9 protein-coding genes and 2 pseudogenes are annotated in these 15,433 nt (G+C 61.6%); 1 reads left to right on the top strand and 10 read right to left on the bottom strand.

Annotated elements, in window-relative coordinates:
• Nucleotides 1–115: 115 nt before the first annotated feature.
• The 10 genes and pseudogenes from AB4N33_RS07915 to glgA form a co-directional block, all read right to left on the bottom strand.
• Nucleotides 116–775 (bottom strand): glycosyltransferase family 2 protein, encoded by a 660-nt coding sequence (locus AB4N33_RS07915; RefSeq protein ID WP_476456927.1) that lies wholly within the window; start codon nucleotides 773–775, stop codon nucleotides 116–118.
• Complete coding sequence (locus AB4N33_RS07910; protein ID WP_476456926.1) at nucleotides 772–1,371, bottom strand: SAM-dependent methyltransferase; 600 nt, start codon at nucleotides 1,369–1,371, stop codon at nucleotides 772–774. The genes AB4N33_RS07915 and AB4N33_RS07910 overlap by 4 nt, the downstream gene beginning before the upstream one ends.
• Nucleotides 1,368–2,126, bottom strand: a complete 759-nt coding sequence (locus AB4N33_RS07905) for a PIG-L deacetylase family protein (protein WP_476456925.1) — start codon at nucleotides 2,124–2,126, stop codon at nucleotides 1,368–1,370. The genes AB4N33_RS07910 and AB4N33_RS07905 overlap by 4 nt, the downstream gene beginning before the upstream one ends.
• Nucleotides 2,123–3,115, bottom strand: coding sequence for an acyl-CoA dehydrogenase (locus AB4N33_RS07900; RefSeq protein WP_476456924.1), 993 nt, complete (start codon nucleotides 3,113–3,115; stop codon nucleotides 2,123–2,125). Before AB4N33_RS07900 ends, AB4N33_RS07905 begins: the two co-directional genes overlap by 4 nt.
• Nucleotides 3,108–5,267, bottom strand: a complete 2,160-nt coding sequence (glgX, locus tag AB4N33_RS07895; RefSeq protein ID WP_476456923.1) for a glycogen debranching protein GlgX — start codon at nucleotides 5,265–5,267, stop codon at nucleotides 3,108–3,110. Before glgX ends, AB4N33_RS07900 begins: the two co-directional genes overlap by 8 nt.
• Before the next feature lie 218 nt (nucleotides 5,268–5,485).
• A pseudogene (locus AB4N33_RS07890) lies at nucleotides 5,486–5,811 on the bottom strand (DUF2934 domain-containing protein).
• Nucleotides 5,812–5,827: 16 nt separating this feature from the next.
• Entirely contained in the window at nucleotides 5,828–8,599 is a 2,772-nt protein-coding gene (locus AB4N33_RS07885; RefSeq protein ID WP_476456922.1) for a malto-oligosyltrehalose synthase, read from the bottom strand.
• A complete protein-coding gene (gene malQ / locus AB4N33_RS07880) occupies nucleotides 8,596–10,674 on the bottom strand; it encodes a 4-alpha-glucanotransferase (protein WP_460125334.1) in 2,079 nt (692 codons plus the stop codon). Before malQ ends, AB4N33_RS07885 begins: the two co-directional genes overlap by 4 nt.
• A pseudogene (gene treZ / locus AB4N33_RS07875) lies at nucleotides 10,671–12,460 on the bottom strand (malto-oligosyltrehalose trehalohydrolase). Before treZ ends, malQ begins: the two are co-directional and overlap by 4 nt.
• 13 nt (nucleotides 12,461–12,473) lie before the next feature.
• Nucleotides 12,474–14,060, bottom strand: coding sequence for a glycogen synthase GlgA (glgA, locus tag AB4N33_RS07870; RefSeq protein WP_460125328.1), 1,587 nt, complete (start codon nucleotides 14,058–14,060; stop codon nucleotides 12,474–12,476).
• Nucleotides 14,061–14,616: 556 nt separating this feature from the next.
• On the opposite strand from glgA, the gene AB4N33_RS07865 reads away from it, so the two are divergent.
• Nucleotides 14,617–15,429: a crotonase/enoyl-CoA hydratase family protein gene (locus tag AB4N33_RS07865; RefSeq protein ID WP_476456921.1), complete on the top strand. Its 813-nt coding sequence runs from the start codon at nucleotides 14,617–14,619 to the stop codon at nucleotides 15,427–15,429.
• Nucleotides 15,430–15,433: the final 4 nt, after the last annotated feature.

Here is a 15,433-nt window from a genome sequence, read left to right as displayed (position 1 = left end):
GCTACGTCCTTGTTCTGGTGGATAGCAATTTGCCGCGCTCCATACCTTGGATTGCAGCGTGCAGAGTATTGCTCAAGTCAGACTATTCGTCGCGTGCTTGTTCGTTCCAGTTAATTTACTCAATTTGCGCCAACTGACGCAGGTAGTCGCCGAACCCGCCGCGAGCGCGACTGTCCAGGCGTGCACTGGTCAATACCTGGGGGCGCTGGCTCCAGGCGATGGTTGCACCGCAGCGCTCCAGTTGGCGAACAAGTTGCACGTCTTCATCGCACGCCAGGTGTTCAAAGCCGCCGGCACGCCGGTAAGCCTCGGCGCTGATGCCCAGGTTGGCCCCGTGGATGTGCCGGTGACCGTCACGATACTGGTAGTGTTGGTGGTAGCGGATTTGCGCCGATTCATCGAAGCCTGAGTCCCACCGCTCCACGGTGACCGTACCGCACACCGCGTCGGCATCGAGCGCCAACTGCGCTACCAGCCAGTCATCCGCCACCCGGCTGTCGGCGTCGGTGCAGGAGAGCCAGCGCACGCCGCGGTCCAGCAGGAAGTGAGCCCCGATGGCGCGGGCCTGGCCAACGTTTCGTACCGAGATCTCCAGGGCATGCACCGGGTAGCTGCGCACGATCGCCGCGGAGCGATCGGTGCAACTGTCGAGCACGACCAGCACCTCGACCGGCTCATCGCCCAGGCATTCGTGTTCAGCGGCGCGCAGGGCAGCGCGCAGGCAATCTTCAAGCAAGTCTTCTTCGTTGTGCGCCGGAATCAGGATGCCGATCATCGCAGGCCCTCGAGCGCAGCCACGGAACGCGGCTCGCGACTCCACAGTTCCAGGATGAAATCGGCTTCCTGATGCAGCACCAGGCGTGGCAGCCCCGAATGTTCGTGCAGCAGGTCATGCACCTGCCGAGCGTTCAGTGGGCAACCTTCGATCGGCGGGCGCCAATGGCAGGCCAGCAGTTGCCCATCGGCGGTCAGGGATTGTGCGGCAAGACCGATCACGCGCTTGAGGTCTTGCGCATCCAGGTAGTAACCGATTTCGCTCAATACGATCAGGTCGAAGTGCTCGTCCGGCCAGTCCCTGGGCAGGCGGGCTTGCTGCACCTGGGCGTGGTCGAACACACTCAGGCGCGTACGGGCCAGCGACACGGCGGCAGTCGCCGTGTCGCAACACAGCAGTCGGTCACAACGACCGGCCAGTTCGGCACTCAACTCGCCATTGGCACAGCCCGGTTCGAAAATGGCACGGTAGTGGGGTCGGGGCAGGGCGGCGAGGGTGATCGCGCGCTTGCGTCGTTCGTACCACCGCTGCCGAAACGCCCAGGGATCATCATTGCCAGCGAAGAGTCCATCGAAGTACCGATCCTCGACACTCATATGAATACCACCTCGAAGGGTTGCAGCAAACGGTCGATTACGTAGGGCGCCAGGACGGGTGGCAGGCCGATCTGTGGATCACCTTCCAATTGACTGGCGAAGGCATGGATCGCGTGACGCTTGCGGGCCACCCGTTCCGGCGTCAGAACAATTTTGCGCGCGCGGTGCCAGGGCACCAGGCGATCCTCGGGCTCGGCCCAGTGCCAGGTCCAGACCGGCAGTTCGTAGACAGTCGCACCCGCCCTCTGAACCGCCTCAGCCGTGGCACGGCCGACTGCCTCATGGTCACAATGACCATCCTCGCGCCAAGTGGTAAACACCACATCACCCGGTTGCAGGTAGCGTTCGATGAAGTCCGTCAATTGGGTTTCCCGGGACGCCACTTGACTGTCGGCAAAGCCGCCTCGCAGCCATTTCAAGTTGTGCAACGGCAACCCGAGTCGACGCAACGCTTCTGCCGACTCCTGCGGACGTATCACGCTCAGGCGCTCCACCGGCCAGCGTCGGGAGCCGGGGTGACTGGCACTGCCGTCGGTGACTGAAATCAGCTGCAACGGTCGACCGGCAGCAGCCAGCAGTTGCAGCAGGCCGCCGCAACCGAGCACTTCATCGTCCGGGTGCGGCGCCACGACCACTGCGCGAGAACCGACGGGTACCAGCTCGAGGATATCGATTGTCTGCAATTGCGCCAGTTGGCTGGAGGTTTGCCACACACGCAGGGGCGTGCCCTGGCCGACGATGGGATTGGGTTTCATAACGTCCATGTGCTCCCGGTGACGAGCTGGCCCAAGGCTGCGAGATCGCGTTCGGCGTGACTTTGGCGCAGGAACACCGGCAGGTCGGCACTCAGGCGGGCGAACCGACGATCCTTGCAATACGGTCCGGCGCCCAGCGCGTGGCCGACATGCTGAATAACCTGCTCGGCGGCGTGTTCCACCACGGCACGGGCCCGGCGGGCCAGGCGCTCCGCATTGTCCAGCGGTGCGGCATCAAGGCTCGATGCGCTGCTGCGCAACACCGTCGCGGCCGCCTGCAGCGCACAATCCACCGCGCCCAGGTGGGCGAGCGCATAGGGCTCTGGTCGCTCGGCGCAATGTTGTTGCAGGTGCTGCGCGAGGCTTTGGGCCGCGCCGTACCAGCAAGCGGCGATACCGATTCCGCCTTGCCAGAAACCCGGTCGACTCAGGTAGTCGCCGGGGTCACCGATGGCCTCGCCGACGGCGCCGTCAAACAGCACTTCCACGCTACCCGTGGTCGCCATCCCGACGGCCTGCCATCCCTGATCGGTGATGGTGACGCCAGGTCCGTCCAGCGCAACGGCCACCAGCTGCTGGCGGTCCTGTTCATCCCACGCTGTCACCAATCCATGGCTCAGAACCGCCGCCCCGGAACACCAAGCCTTGCGACCGTGCAGCGTGACGCGTTGACCCTGGCGACTGACCCTGAGCCTTGCATTCGGCGGCTCGGCCGCCCACATGCCCCAAGTCCTGCCTGCCGGTACCGTGCCTCCCAGTTGCTCGATGATCGCCAGGGCGTCGGTGTGGCCTTCATACAGCTTGCACACGCCCAAGTCATGGGCGCCGACGGCCGCCAGGCTCTGGAAACGCTCCAGGGTACGTCCGCTGCCTGGCAGCGGCAGCTGATCGAGCCCCACTTCCACCAGCGCGCGCAGGCATTGGCCTAATGCCGCTGTGTCCGGGTAGTCCGGCGGCTGGCGTTGCAGGAATGCCTCAAGCTCAGTCATCTTCCTCACGCTGCAATTCGAACATCAACAGAGAACGGCCGGTCACCGAGTATTCGTGTCCGAAATCGAAGCGCTCCTGGCCGCGGATGGACGGCTGATTGGTATCCACCAGACAGCTCCAGTAAATGCCTTCAGGCACCTCCGGCAAGGTGAAGTTGACGATGTCATGATGGGCGTTCACTACCAGCAGCAGCGTGGCATCGCCACCCTTGCGACGAATCCCGGTTTCCTGGGCGCGACCGTCGAGCAACATGCCCAGGCAGCGACCATGAGCGTCCTGCCATTGCTCAATGGACATCTCGTTGCCGTCAGGCGCCAGCCAGGTCACGTCCTTGACGCCGAGGTCCTCGTTGTAACTGCCCACCAGGAAACGCCCGCGACGCAGGATCGGGTAGGCCAGGCGCAACTTGATCAGGCGCTTGACGAACTTGAGCAGGGCCTTGCCATCTTCGCTCAGGTCCCAATTGACCCAGCCGATCTCGCTGTCCTGGCAATAGGCATTGTTATTGCCGTCCTGGGTACGGGCGAACTCGTCACCGGCCACCAACATCGGTGTGCCCTGGGACAACAACAGGGTCGCGAAGAAGTTGCGCATCTGGCGATGACGCAGGGCGTTGATCTCGGGATCGTCGGTCGGGCCTTCGACGCCATGGTTCCAGGACAAGTTGTTGTTGCTGCCGTCCTGGTTGTTTTCGTCGTTGGCTTCGTTGTGCTTGTCGTTGTACGACACCAGGTCATTGAGGGTAAAACCGTCGTGGGCGGTGATGAAGTTCACCGAGGAATACGGACGGCGGCCTCGCTGATTGAACATCTCGCCGGAGGCGGTCATGCGGCTGGCAAAGTCGGCCAGTTGGCCGTCATCGCCTTTCCAGAACGCGCGCACGGTGTCGCGGAACTTGTCGTTCCATTCCACCCAGCCGGGCGGAAACCCACCCACCTGATAACCGCCCGGCCCGCAGTCCCAAGGCTCTGCGATCATTTTCACCTGGCGCAGCACAGGGTCCTGGCGGCAGGCGACGAGGAAACTGTGGCGCTCGTCGAACCCGTCGTGATAACGCCCAAGAATGGTCGCCAGGTCGAAGCGGAAACCATCGACGTGCATTTCCGAGGCCCAGTAGCGCAACGAATCGGTGACCATCTGCAAGACGCACGGGTGGCTCAGGTCCAGGGTGTTGCCGGTTCCTGAATCGTTGATGTAGAAGCGCTTGTCATCAGGCATCAGCCGGTAGTAAGAGGCATTGTCGATGCCACGCATCGACAGGGTCGGGCCCTGTTCGTTGCCCTCGGCGGTGTGGTTGTAAACGACGTCGAGGATCACTTCGAGATTGGCTTCGTGCAGGTGCGCGACCATCTCCTTGAACTCGGCGATCTTGCCGCTGGCCAGGTAACGCGGGTCGGGAGCGAAAAACGCAATGCTGTTATAGCCCCAGTAGTTGGTCATGCCCTTGTGCAACAGGTGCTGGTCATTGACGAAGGCGTGAATGGGCAATAACTCGACGGAGGACACGCCCAGCTTGCGAATGTGTTCCAGCACATCATCGACCATCAGGCCGGCGAAGGTGCCGCGCACGTTTTCCGGCACGGAGGGATGGCGCATGCTGATGCCGCGCACGTGGGTTTCGTAGATGATGGTCTTGTCCCACGGCACGCTGACGCGATGGTCGTGGCCCCACGTGTGGGCGGGGTCGATTACCTTGCACTTGGGCACGAACGGAGCGCTGTCGCGTTCATCGAAGCTCAGGTCGGCGTCAGGGTGACCGATGGTGTAGCCGAACAGCGCCTCGGACCATTTCAACTCGCCGACCAGTTGTTTGGCGTAGGGGTCGATCAGCAATTTGTTGTGGTTGAATCGGTGACCGTTGGCCGGGTCGTACGGGCCATATACACGGTAGCCATAGATCAGCCCCGGATGGGCGTCCGGAAGGTAGCCGTGGTAGATCTCGTCGGTGTACTCCGGCAACTCGATGCGTTCCAGTTCCACCTCGCCGCTGTCATCGAAGATGCACAGTTCGACCTTGGTGGCGTTGGCCGAGAACAACGCAAAGTTGACCCCAAGGCCATCCCAGGTTGCGCCCAGAGGGAAGGGCAGGCCTTCGCGAATGCGCGAGGGTTCGGGTTTGGGTTCAGCGGCGGGTTTCTTCGGACTGCTCATAGGGGGCTCCTGCAAGGGCGATGTTGCCATCCCTGTAGGAGCGAGCTTGCTCGCGATGGTCGCCAACGATGACGCTGGATACCTGACACCCTGCGGTGCCTGTGACTCCATCGCGAGCAAGCTCGCTCCTACAGGTATAGAGTTGGGTTGGTTTTTTTCGGGACGAACTCGTCCACCGTGGCGAGTGACCTCGCCACGCTTGCTTCACGGGTTAAACGTCAGACCGCGGGCGGTTTACGCGGCGCGCGAGGTTTTTCTCAGTGGATTTTTCCCCTGGCGGAATCACCTTCGCCGCAGCGGCCGGCTTGGCCTTGGCCTGGTTTTTCGGCTCGCCCGCCTTGCCGTTGGCTACCTTGGTGGTGGCCGGCTTGGTGCCTGCTGCCTTGCTGCCGGCAGCCTTGGGCGATTTCTTGGGGGCCAGGGCTTCGGCCTCGGCAAGTTTTCGGGCCATTTCCCAATGCCTTGCTTCATGGCCCTCGGGTTTCCCTTCCGATTCCCAGATCTGATACGCAAATTCGCGAATGCGTTTATCGTCGGTACTCATCGCCATGCTCCTGAACTTAACTCAAACATTGGATTAAGAGATTGACCGGGGATTCCGCCAGCGCAGCACCAATCATCAGCTCCTTGTGGTGTGTGACTGCGACGCTTGCAAAAAGTCCCTTTAGATTTTCTTCGGGTGAGGTAAACGGCAACCTCACCCGAGTATCGCCCCACTGCAACGCGTCGATGTGCGGTTCTGCACTGTTATTCAGCAACGCGGCGCAACGGATCGGCACGATCACGATGGCCCGCTCGTTCCCCGCTGTGCGCACAAATGCCAGCACCCGATGAGCTTCGCTGCCGAGCACTTCCAGCGCCTCATAGGTGCCATGACGAAACAGCTCGGCGTGCTCGGCACGCAACTGCAACGTGCGCGCAATCAGGGCTTGCTTGATGCGCCCATCGCGCCAGTTCGCCAACAGTTCGGGCAGCGGTATGGGGCTTGCCAGGCTTTGTTGGCGACGCACGTAGTCCACCGGACGACGGTTGTCGGGGTCCACCAGCGAGAAGTCCCAGTACTCGTTGCCCTGGTAAAGATCGGGAATGCCCGGCACGGTCATACGCAGCAAAGTTTGCGCCAGACTGTTGAGGGCGCCGGGGAGGGCGATGGCCATCGCGGCCTTGGCCAGTGCGGCACGCAACAGCTCCCCTTCGGGACTGAGCAACAGGCGTTCGAGAAACTGCCGGGTGGCCTGTTCGTATGAATCGTTGGGTGCACTCCAGCTGCTTTGCAGCTTGGCTTCGCGCAAGGCCTTCTGTTGCCACTGCCACACCCTTTGCGAGTAGTCCTGAAGCCCGGCGCTGTCGTCACTGCGCAAGTCCAGCGGCCAACTGCCAAGCAACGCCTGATACAAAATCAGTTCATCGCCAGCGGAGGGCATCGAATCATCGTCGCGCAACGGCCGTGCGAGCGTTTGCCACAGCGGCACCTGTTCGGCGAACCAGGCGCTGCGCTCGCTCAACACCGCCAACCGGGCACGGGTGTCTTCGCCGCGTTTGTGGTCGTGGGTGGCAGTGGCAAGCAGGTTATCGGGAAATACTTGCTGACGTTCGAGGCAGGCGGCATGGAAATCGGCAGGCGGGGCGCTGAACTGCTCCGTGCTGAAGCCTACGTCATTGCGCGACAACAGCACCGCCGAGCGATAGAACGCAGTGTCTTCCACCGCTTTTGCCGCTGCCGGCGAGGTCAGTTGCTGAAAGCGCACGCAAGCATGCTTGATGATTTTGCGTGAGCGCCCCCTCGGCCGTGTGCGCCAGGGTTCACCACCCAGCCACCTCGCCAGGCAATCGAGCACCGGCCAATCGGCTTCGCCCAGGGATTGCCGTGCGCCGTCCATGGCTTGCTGGAAAAACACCTCGTCCTGTGTGGGTCGACCAACGGCATTGATGTAGGTCCGGTAGACGGGAAAGTGGACGATCAATGCCTGCAACGAACGGCGAATCGCCCCGAGGGTCAGGTCGCGAGTCATCAAGTCGTCACGGGCCACCTGCAGCAGCGCCTGGGCGACACTCTCGAAATCGCCGGCCAGCGAACCATTGAGGATTTGCTGACGCGCCAGTTTCGCCTCCTGGAGGAAATCGGCGGGCCGTTCGCTGACGCGTTGCCACAGATCACCCAGAATTTGGGCACCGGCGGGATCGTGCTGCAACAACGACAATTGATTCATGAACTCATAACCGGTGGTGCCATCCACCGACCAGTCCCGGTGCAGGCTTTCGCCTTCGCCCAGGATCTTCTCGACGTAGATGGGCAAGTGCCGCTGCGGTGACAGGCTGTCGACCCGACGTCGCAATTTTCGGCAATAACCTCTCGGGTCAGCCAGGCCGTCGATGTGATCGATGCGCAGGCCATCGACAAGCCCTTGGGCGATCAATTCGAAGATTTTTGCGTGGGTGGCTTCGAATACCGCAGGCCGCTCGACACGCAGGCCACCGAGCTCATTGATGTCGAAAAAGCGCCGCCAGTTGATGTCATCTGCTGCCGTGCGCCAACTGGCGAGGCGATAGCTTTGCTGCTCGAGTAATTGATGCAGACGCTGGAAGCCTTGAGCAGTCCGGGAATCGTAGGCCTCAAGGTTTCGCTCGATGATGTGCAGCACGGCAGGTTCCCTAGCGAGCTCGCGCAGCTCCTCCTGCAACGGCTTGGACAGGCCGTGGGCGTCGGTCTGATAGCTCAAGGTACTGAATCGTTCGGCCAGTGACTTGAGTTGTTCATGATCGGCACGCAGCAGTTCACCGTAATGCGTTGGGCAGATCGGAAAATGATGATCATAGTGCTCGACGAAAAATGCGCCTCGCTTGGCATCGAAGCGCAAGGGCAGGGTCCCTTCCTGCAACGCCACTCCGTAGTCACTGCCCAGGAACGGCAGCAGCAATTGGCCTTCCATCAAGGGGTCAGGCGAATGCCATTGGATGTCGAAAAATTCGCTGTAGGGGCTTAGGCGTCCCCACGCCAGCAGGTCCAGCCACCAGGGATTATCGCTGCCGCCGACGGCCATGTGATTGGACACGATATCGAGGACCAGGCCCATGTCGTGAGCGTGCAGGGCATCGACCAGGCGCCGCAGTGCCGCTTCCCCGCCCAGTTCCGGGTTGACGCTGGTCGGGTCCACCACGTCATACCCATGCATCGACCCGGCGCGAGCGCTCAGCAGAGGTGAGGCATAAATATGGCTGATGCCGAGGCTGGCGAAGTAGGGCACCAGTGGCACCGCTTGATCCAGGGTGAAACCTTTATGAAATTGCAGGCGTAAGGTCGCGCGCAACGGTTGGATATCGGGCTGGCTCATCGGTCACGCTCGGCAGCCTGAAGACGTGCACAGGCGAGCAGTTCGAGGCGGCGGGCGGCGTCATCGCCGTCCAGCAGCGCCTCGCTGATGCCGGGCAGGCGCCGGGACCAGTTCGGATGGGTGTTGACGGTGCCGGGAAGGTTGGCTTGTTGTTCGATGCCCAAAGCATCCTCCAATGGCAAAAGAACCAGGGGGGCGCGGGTATGGCCAAGGAAGCGAATGGCCGCGTCCAGCACCTGGTCGGTTTCGTTGTGTTCTTCGCGAAAGTTCTGCGGGTCCTCGCTCAGCACCCGGCGCAAGCCTTCACGTTCGCGTTCGCGGTGCTGACGCCATTCGATTTCGCCCTGGCCGTCGATCAGTCCGAGGCGCGAGCTCCAGTCAATGTCACGGCCGTGCCACCAGCCATTGAGCGTCGGCAAGTCATGGGTGCTGGTGGTGGCCAGGGCGCTGTCGGGCCAGTCGAGAATCGGCTTGAAATGGGCGTTATCCTGTTCGAAGAGCATCACGCGCATGCCCAAAATGGATCGGTCGGTGAGTTTTTCCCGCAGCCCTTCCGGTACGGTGCCGAGGTCTTCGCCCGTGACGATGGCCTGGTGCCGATGGGATTCGAGCGCCAGCAAGCGCAGCATGTCGTCAAAGGGGTAATAGAGGTAGGCACCGTCGGCAGGCGATGCCCCGTTGGGGATCACCCAGAGCCGTTGCAATCCCATCACATGATCGATGCGCAGGCCCCCCGCATGGGCGAAGTTGGCCCGCAGCATTTCGATGAACGCACGGAAACCGTTGCGCACGAGGCCCTCGGGCGAAAAGGCGGAAATCCCCCAGCCCTGGCCCTGGCGATTGAGAATGTCGGGTGGCGCGCCAACGGTGAGGGACGCCAGCAATTCGTCCTGGCGGCTCCAGGCTTGGCTGCCGCCACCGTCGGCACCCACTGCCAGGTCGGCGATCAAGCCAATCCTCATGCCGCTGCTGCGAGCCGCCGCTTGCGCGCGCTCCAGGCAACGGGCGATCAACCACTGGCAGAATGCGAAGTACCCGATGCGCCCGGCATTTTCTTCGGCGAACGCTGCCAGTGCTTCACTTCGTGGGTCACGCCATTGCTGCGGCCAGTCGCGCCAGTCCAGCGACTCGCCCCTGGCCGCGCGGATTTCCTGGATCGCCTCGAAGCGGCAATGGTTCTCCAGGGCCTCACCAGCCGCATGGCGAAAGCTGCTGAAATCGGCATGCAGCGGATGTTCACCGTGGACGAAACTTTCGTACAACGCCTGTAACAATCGCTGCTTGATTTCAGCGGCCACCGGCCAATCGATCAACGGCAGTTCTTCAAGGTGCTTGAGGTCCGCCGCCAGGCCGGTGCTGTCGATGGCTGCGCGCAGCGCACGTTCGCCCAGGATTGCACCCGGCGCGGCATAGAGGCTGTTGAGGAACAGGCGGCTGGAGGGTGAATACGGGCTGTAGCGCTGAGTGTCGCTGCTGAACATCGCGTGCAGCGGGCTGATCGCCACGGCGTCGGCACCTCGCTCGCCGGCCACACGCACGAGATCTTCCAAGGCCTGGGTATCGCCGAAGCCACCATCGCCGGGGCGACGCAGGGAGTACAACTGCACGCTAAGTCCCCAGGCACGGGGGATCGGGTTATCCACGGCATCGCCGACGCTGTAGCAACGGTTGGGGGCTACGGCGAGCGTAAACGACTGGCCATCGATTTCGACGTGCTGATAGCCCACCGGAATCAGGCCAGGCAATACCGCTTCGGCGTTCAGTTTCAGATTAAGTCGGGCGCCGTCCTCCAGGTGGATTTCGCAAGGCGTTTCAGGATCGAAGTAGTGCGACAGGTCGAGCCCGGCGCCACAGTCGACCGTCAGTAAAGGCGGCAACTGCCGCGTCTGTTGCACCTGCTGCAATTCGAGCAGGCTGGCGTCAATCTCCTGGGCGGTGCCGGCCGGGTGGCCCAGGCTCGTCAACACGTTGCGCAAAACCGCCGGGGCGACTTTTTGCGCGCGACCGTTGGCGTCGATCCAGTCCACCGCCAAGCCGGCGTGGGTGGCGAGTATTTCCAGTTGTGCATCGCTCATGGGCGCTCTCCATCCGGGGGTTGGGCTGCAGCCGAGAGGCTGACGAGCGCGCAATAAGGGGCCAGTGTGCCCCGATCCAGCAGGTCGGCGGATTGCGCCGGGTGTTCGAACAGCAGCGCAGCGTCGGCCTGTGGGGTGTGGACTACGGGCCGGTCGCTGAGGTTCAGGTCGATTCGCAGCAGGCTGCCATTACCGAGCCGCCAACGTGCCGAAACGGCTCCGGGAGCGAGCACGTCCGCGCCCAGGGCCTGGGTGCCGGGCAGGTGCTGCATCAGGTGCTCACGGCGCAGCCCAAGCAGGCGCCGATACAAAAGCTGGATGTCCGAGGGGGGACGTCAGTCATTCGAGGGCGTGATGCCTCGAAGGTCTGTGGCGCATTCGGATCGGGAATCTGCTCACGCTTGTGAGGGTCGGCGAACGCACTGAACGCCGCGAACTCGTTACGTCTCCCTTCGCGCACCAGCTTGGCCAATTCACCGTGGTGGCTGGTGAAAAACAAAAAGGGTTGCTCGGCGGCGAACTCGTCGCCCATGAACATCAAGGGGATCATCGGTGAAAGCAACAACAGTGCGGTGGCGGCTTTCAAGGCGTCGGGATGCGCCAACTGGTGCAAGCGCTCGCCAAACGCACGGTTGCCGATCTGGTCATGGTTTTGCAGGAACAGCACGAATGCGCTGGGTGGCAGGTGGCCACTTGATTCGCCGCGAGCTTCGCCATGGCGATTGATGTGTCCCTGGAACACAAAACCTTGACTCAGGCAGCGAGCCAGTTGTTCGGTGGGATGGTCGGCATAATCGGCGTAGTACGCATCTGTTTCCCCGGTCAGCAACACGTGCAGGGCGTTATGGCCGTCGTCATTCCACTGCGCGTTGTAGCCTTGCTCCAGCAGGCTGGCCTGGTTGTGTTCGTTCTCGACCGTCAGCCACACATGCCGCGCAGGATCGACGTGTTCACGCACCTGTTGCGCCAGTTCCTGGAGAAAGTCCGGACTTTCGATGGCATGCACCGCATCAAAGCGCAGCCCGTCGAAGCGGTACTCGAGCAACCACATCAAGGCATTGTCGATGAAGAAATCGCGCACCTCGCGTCGGCGAAAATCGATCGCCGCGCCCCAGGGCGTGTGTTTGTCTTCATTGAAGAAGCCCTTGGCGTACCGATGCAGATAATTGCCGTCGGGGCCGAAGTGGTTGTAGACCACGTCGAGAATCACCGCCAGGCCATGGCCGTGCGCGGTGTCGATCAGATGCTTGAGTTGTTCAGGTGTCCCATAGGACGCCTGGGGCGCGTAGGGCAGGACCCCGTCGTAGCCCCAGTTGCGATCTCCCGGAAATTGCGCGATGGGCATCAGCTCGATGGCAGTAATGCCCAGGTCCACCAGTCGTGCCAGATGTTCTTCCACACCACTGAAGCCGCCCAGCGCACCGACGTGCAGTTCGTAAATCACCGCTTCGTTCCATGGGCGTCCCAGCCAGTGAGTGTTCTGCCACGCATGGGCCAAGGGATCGACCACGATGCTGTGCCCGGTGATATCGCCATCCTGCGCCCGGGATGCCGGGTCCGGGACACTGATCTCTCCATCAATATTGAAGCGGTAGCGGGTGCCAGCCTTGCAGCGGGTCTTGATCACGAACCAGCCATCAGCCTGAGGCAGCAGCGGTAAGGATTGTCCATTTTCCAATTCGACACTGACAAAAAACGCATCAGGCGCCCACAAGGCAAAACGCGTGTGTTCTGCGTCCAGCATGATTGCGCCGTGGGGCCAGGTTTCAAGGGTCCGTAACGGCATTACCAAAAACCTCTTATTGTTTGTGCGATTTCCCCAAGGCCTTCACGACCAGTTGCTCATAGAGATCCGCATAAGGTTCGACGGCTTTGCTCCAGTTGAACGGTGCCGCCATGGCGCGGCAGCGCATGGCATTGAGCAGGTCTGGAAATTCGAACACCTTGAACGCGCGGCTCAGGGCCTCCTGGTAGCTTTCCACCGTGGATTCGTCGAACAGGAAACCGGTCACACCGTTTTCGATGGTGTCGGCCAGGCCGCCGGTATTGCGTGCCACCGGCAACGAACCGAAGCGTTGGGCGTACATCTGGCTCAAGCCGCAAGGTTCGTAACGCGAAGGCATCAGCAGGAAGTCGCTGCCGGCGAACATGCGTCGAGCATCGGTTTCATTGAAACCGATGCGAACGCCAATCCGCCCTGGGAAGCGCAGGGCCAGTTCGCGCATGGCCTGTTCTTCTTCCGGCTCGCCGCGACCGATGATCGCGATCTGTCCTCCGGATTTGACGATGTACTCGGATACCGCTTCGGTCAGGTCCAGGCCTTTCTGGTAGACCAGGCGGGAGACCACCGCAAACAGTGGGCCTTGTGAATCATCCAGGCCGAACAGCTCACGGACATGGGCGGCGTTGACGGCCTTGCCTTCCCAGTCGCCGATGGCGAACGGGCGGAACAGGTGCGAATCGGTGGCAGCGTCCCAGCTTTCGTCGATGCCGTTGGGAATGCCACTGAGCAGACCCTGCTGAGTCTTGGAGGCGAGGAAACCGTCCAGGCCGCAGCCGAACGCCGGGGTGGTGATTTCCTGGGCGTAGGTGGCGCTGACCGTGGTGATATGGCTTGAATAGGCCATGCCGGCCTTGAGGAACGACATCTTGCCGTAGAACTCCATGCCTTCCTGTTGCAGGGCATGGTCCGGAATACCCAGCTCAGGGCAGGAACCGAGGCTGATGACGCCCTGATAGGCCAGGTTGTGAATGGTAAACAGGGTCGGTGTGCGTTGCCCGCGCCAGTGCATATAAGCGGGAGCCAGGCCCGCAGGCCAGTCATGTGCGTGGACCAGGTCCGGGCACCAGTGAATCTGCGCCAGATTGGCGGCGATATCGGCGGCGGCCAAGCCCAGCCGGGCGAAACGGATATGGTTGTCCGGCCAGTCGCGACCATTGTTGGCGCCATAGGGCGAGCCTTCACGCTCATAGAGTTCAGGGCAGATCAACACGTAGATAACCAGTCCGTCGGGCATGTCCATGCGCCCGATCTTGCAGGGAGGCAATGCGGCGTGCCCGCCCAGTTCGCCGATGATATGAATCGGGTTTTCGCTGTGCAGCACCTGAGGGTAACCGGGGATCAGCACCCGGACATCGTGCAAGTGGGCCATCGCCCGCGGCAGTGCTGCGGAAACGTCGCCCAGGCCGCCGGTTTTCACCAGATCGGCAATTTCCGAGGTCACAAACAGTACGCGCTTTCGGTTGGGATTCTGACGGGGCACCGGCGTCATTGTCCGGCTGCCAGTAACGCTGATGGGCTGGGCACCTTGGGTGCTTAATGCGCTCGATTCCCCGACCGGCTGATGAGCACGCTCTCCCTGAATATCCAATGCCGCACTTATCATCTGAATCTCCCGTGTCGTTGATCTGTTTCAAATCTGGCAAACGGTGTTTCGAGGCCAAATCCTGTGGCCAGGCGCAAACGCACACCGCATCAACCAAAGGTTCTGGCCGTGCGATCAAGCAGATTGGCTGGAGTGGACGCTGCAAGGAATGCACCAGTCGCAACGCGCCTACCTGTCAGATGACCGATCACGCTCAGCAAAAGTTTCGATTATTTTTGCGCTTTGTGACCGACCGGTTTTGCTACGAGAAAATGAGTCTAGGCCAGAACTTAGAGCGGTGAATCGCGGATAGCAAAATTGTTCGACAATCGGTCCAAAGCGGTACGGACGTCCCGAAAGGTGATCTGAAAGTTCCGACGAAGTGCACGTTTTTCCCGGAAAAGGCCCCAAAAAGTCACCGCGTCGTCACATCAATGTGCAATGTCCGCAACGCGATGTGCACTGAGGTGGTGCGCGCGCAGGTCCCGCTTTTGGCTGAACCGCTGCCTGACGGTCACCCGGACTGCCTTGTTATAGTTCGGACCTCATTTTTGCCCGGTTAAAAAGGATCACCGCCATGTCCCAATACAGCGCGTTCACAGTCGAGTTGGTCGATAACATTGCCCACGTGCAAATCAATCGCCCGGAAAAGATCAATTCGATGAACGCCGCTTTCTGGAGCGAAATCATCGATATTTTCCAGTGGGTCGATGACACCGACGAGGTGCGCGTTGTGGTGCTCAGCGGTGCCGGCAAACACTTTTCCTCCGGCATCGACCTGATGATGCTGGCGGGGGTTGCCAACGAGCTGGGCAAGGATGTGGGCCGCAATGCGCGCCTGCTGCGCCGCAAGATCCTGGCGTTGCAGGCGTCCTTCAATGCCGTGGACAACTGCCGCAAGCCGGTGCTCGCCGCTATCCAGGGTTACTGCCTGGGCGGGGCCATCGACCTGATCGCAGCCTGCGACATGCGCTACGCCGCCGAGGATGCGCAGTTCTCGATCAAGGAGATCGACATCGGCATGGCTGCCGACGTCGGTACGCTCCAACGCTTGCCGCGGATCATCGGTGACGGCATGCTGCGTGAACTGGCTTACACTGGTCGCTCATTCGGCGCCGAGGAAGCGCGCAGCATTGGCCTGGTCAACCGCGTCTACGCTGATGCCGCCAGCCTGCTGGACGGCGTCATGGACATTGCTCGAGAGATCGCCAGCAAGTCGCCGATTGCGATCGGCGGTACCAAGGAAATGATCAGCTACATGCGCGATCACCGCATCGACGACGGCCTCGAATACGTCGCCACGTGGAACGCCGCCATGCTGCAATCCAACGATTTGCGCGTGGCCATGGCCGCCCACATGAGCAAACAGAAACCCGAATTTCTGGATTGATTGA

This window comes from Pseudomonas sp. S1_E05 (assembly GCF_056337105.1).
Note: the sequence above shows the minus strand (reverse complement) of the source record. Positions and strands in the feature narration are given on the sequence as shown.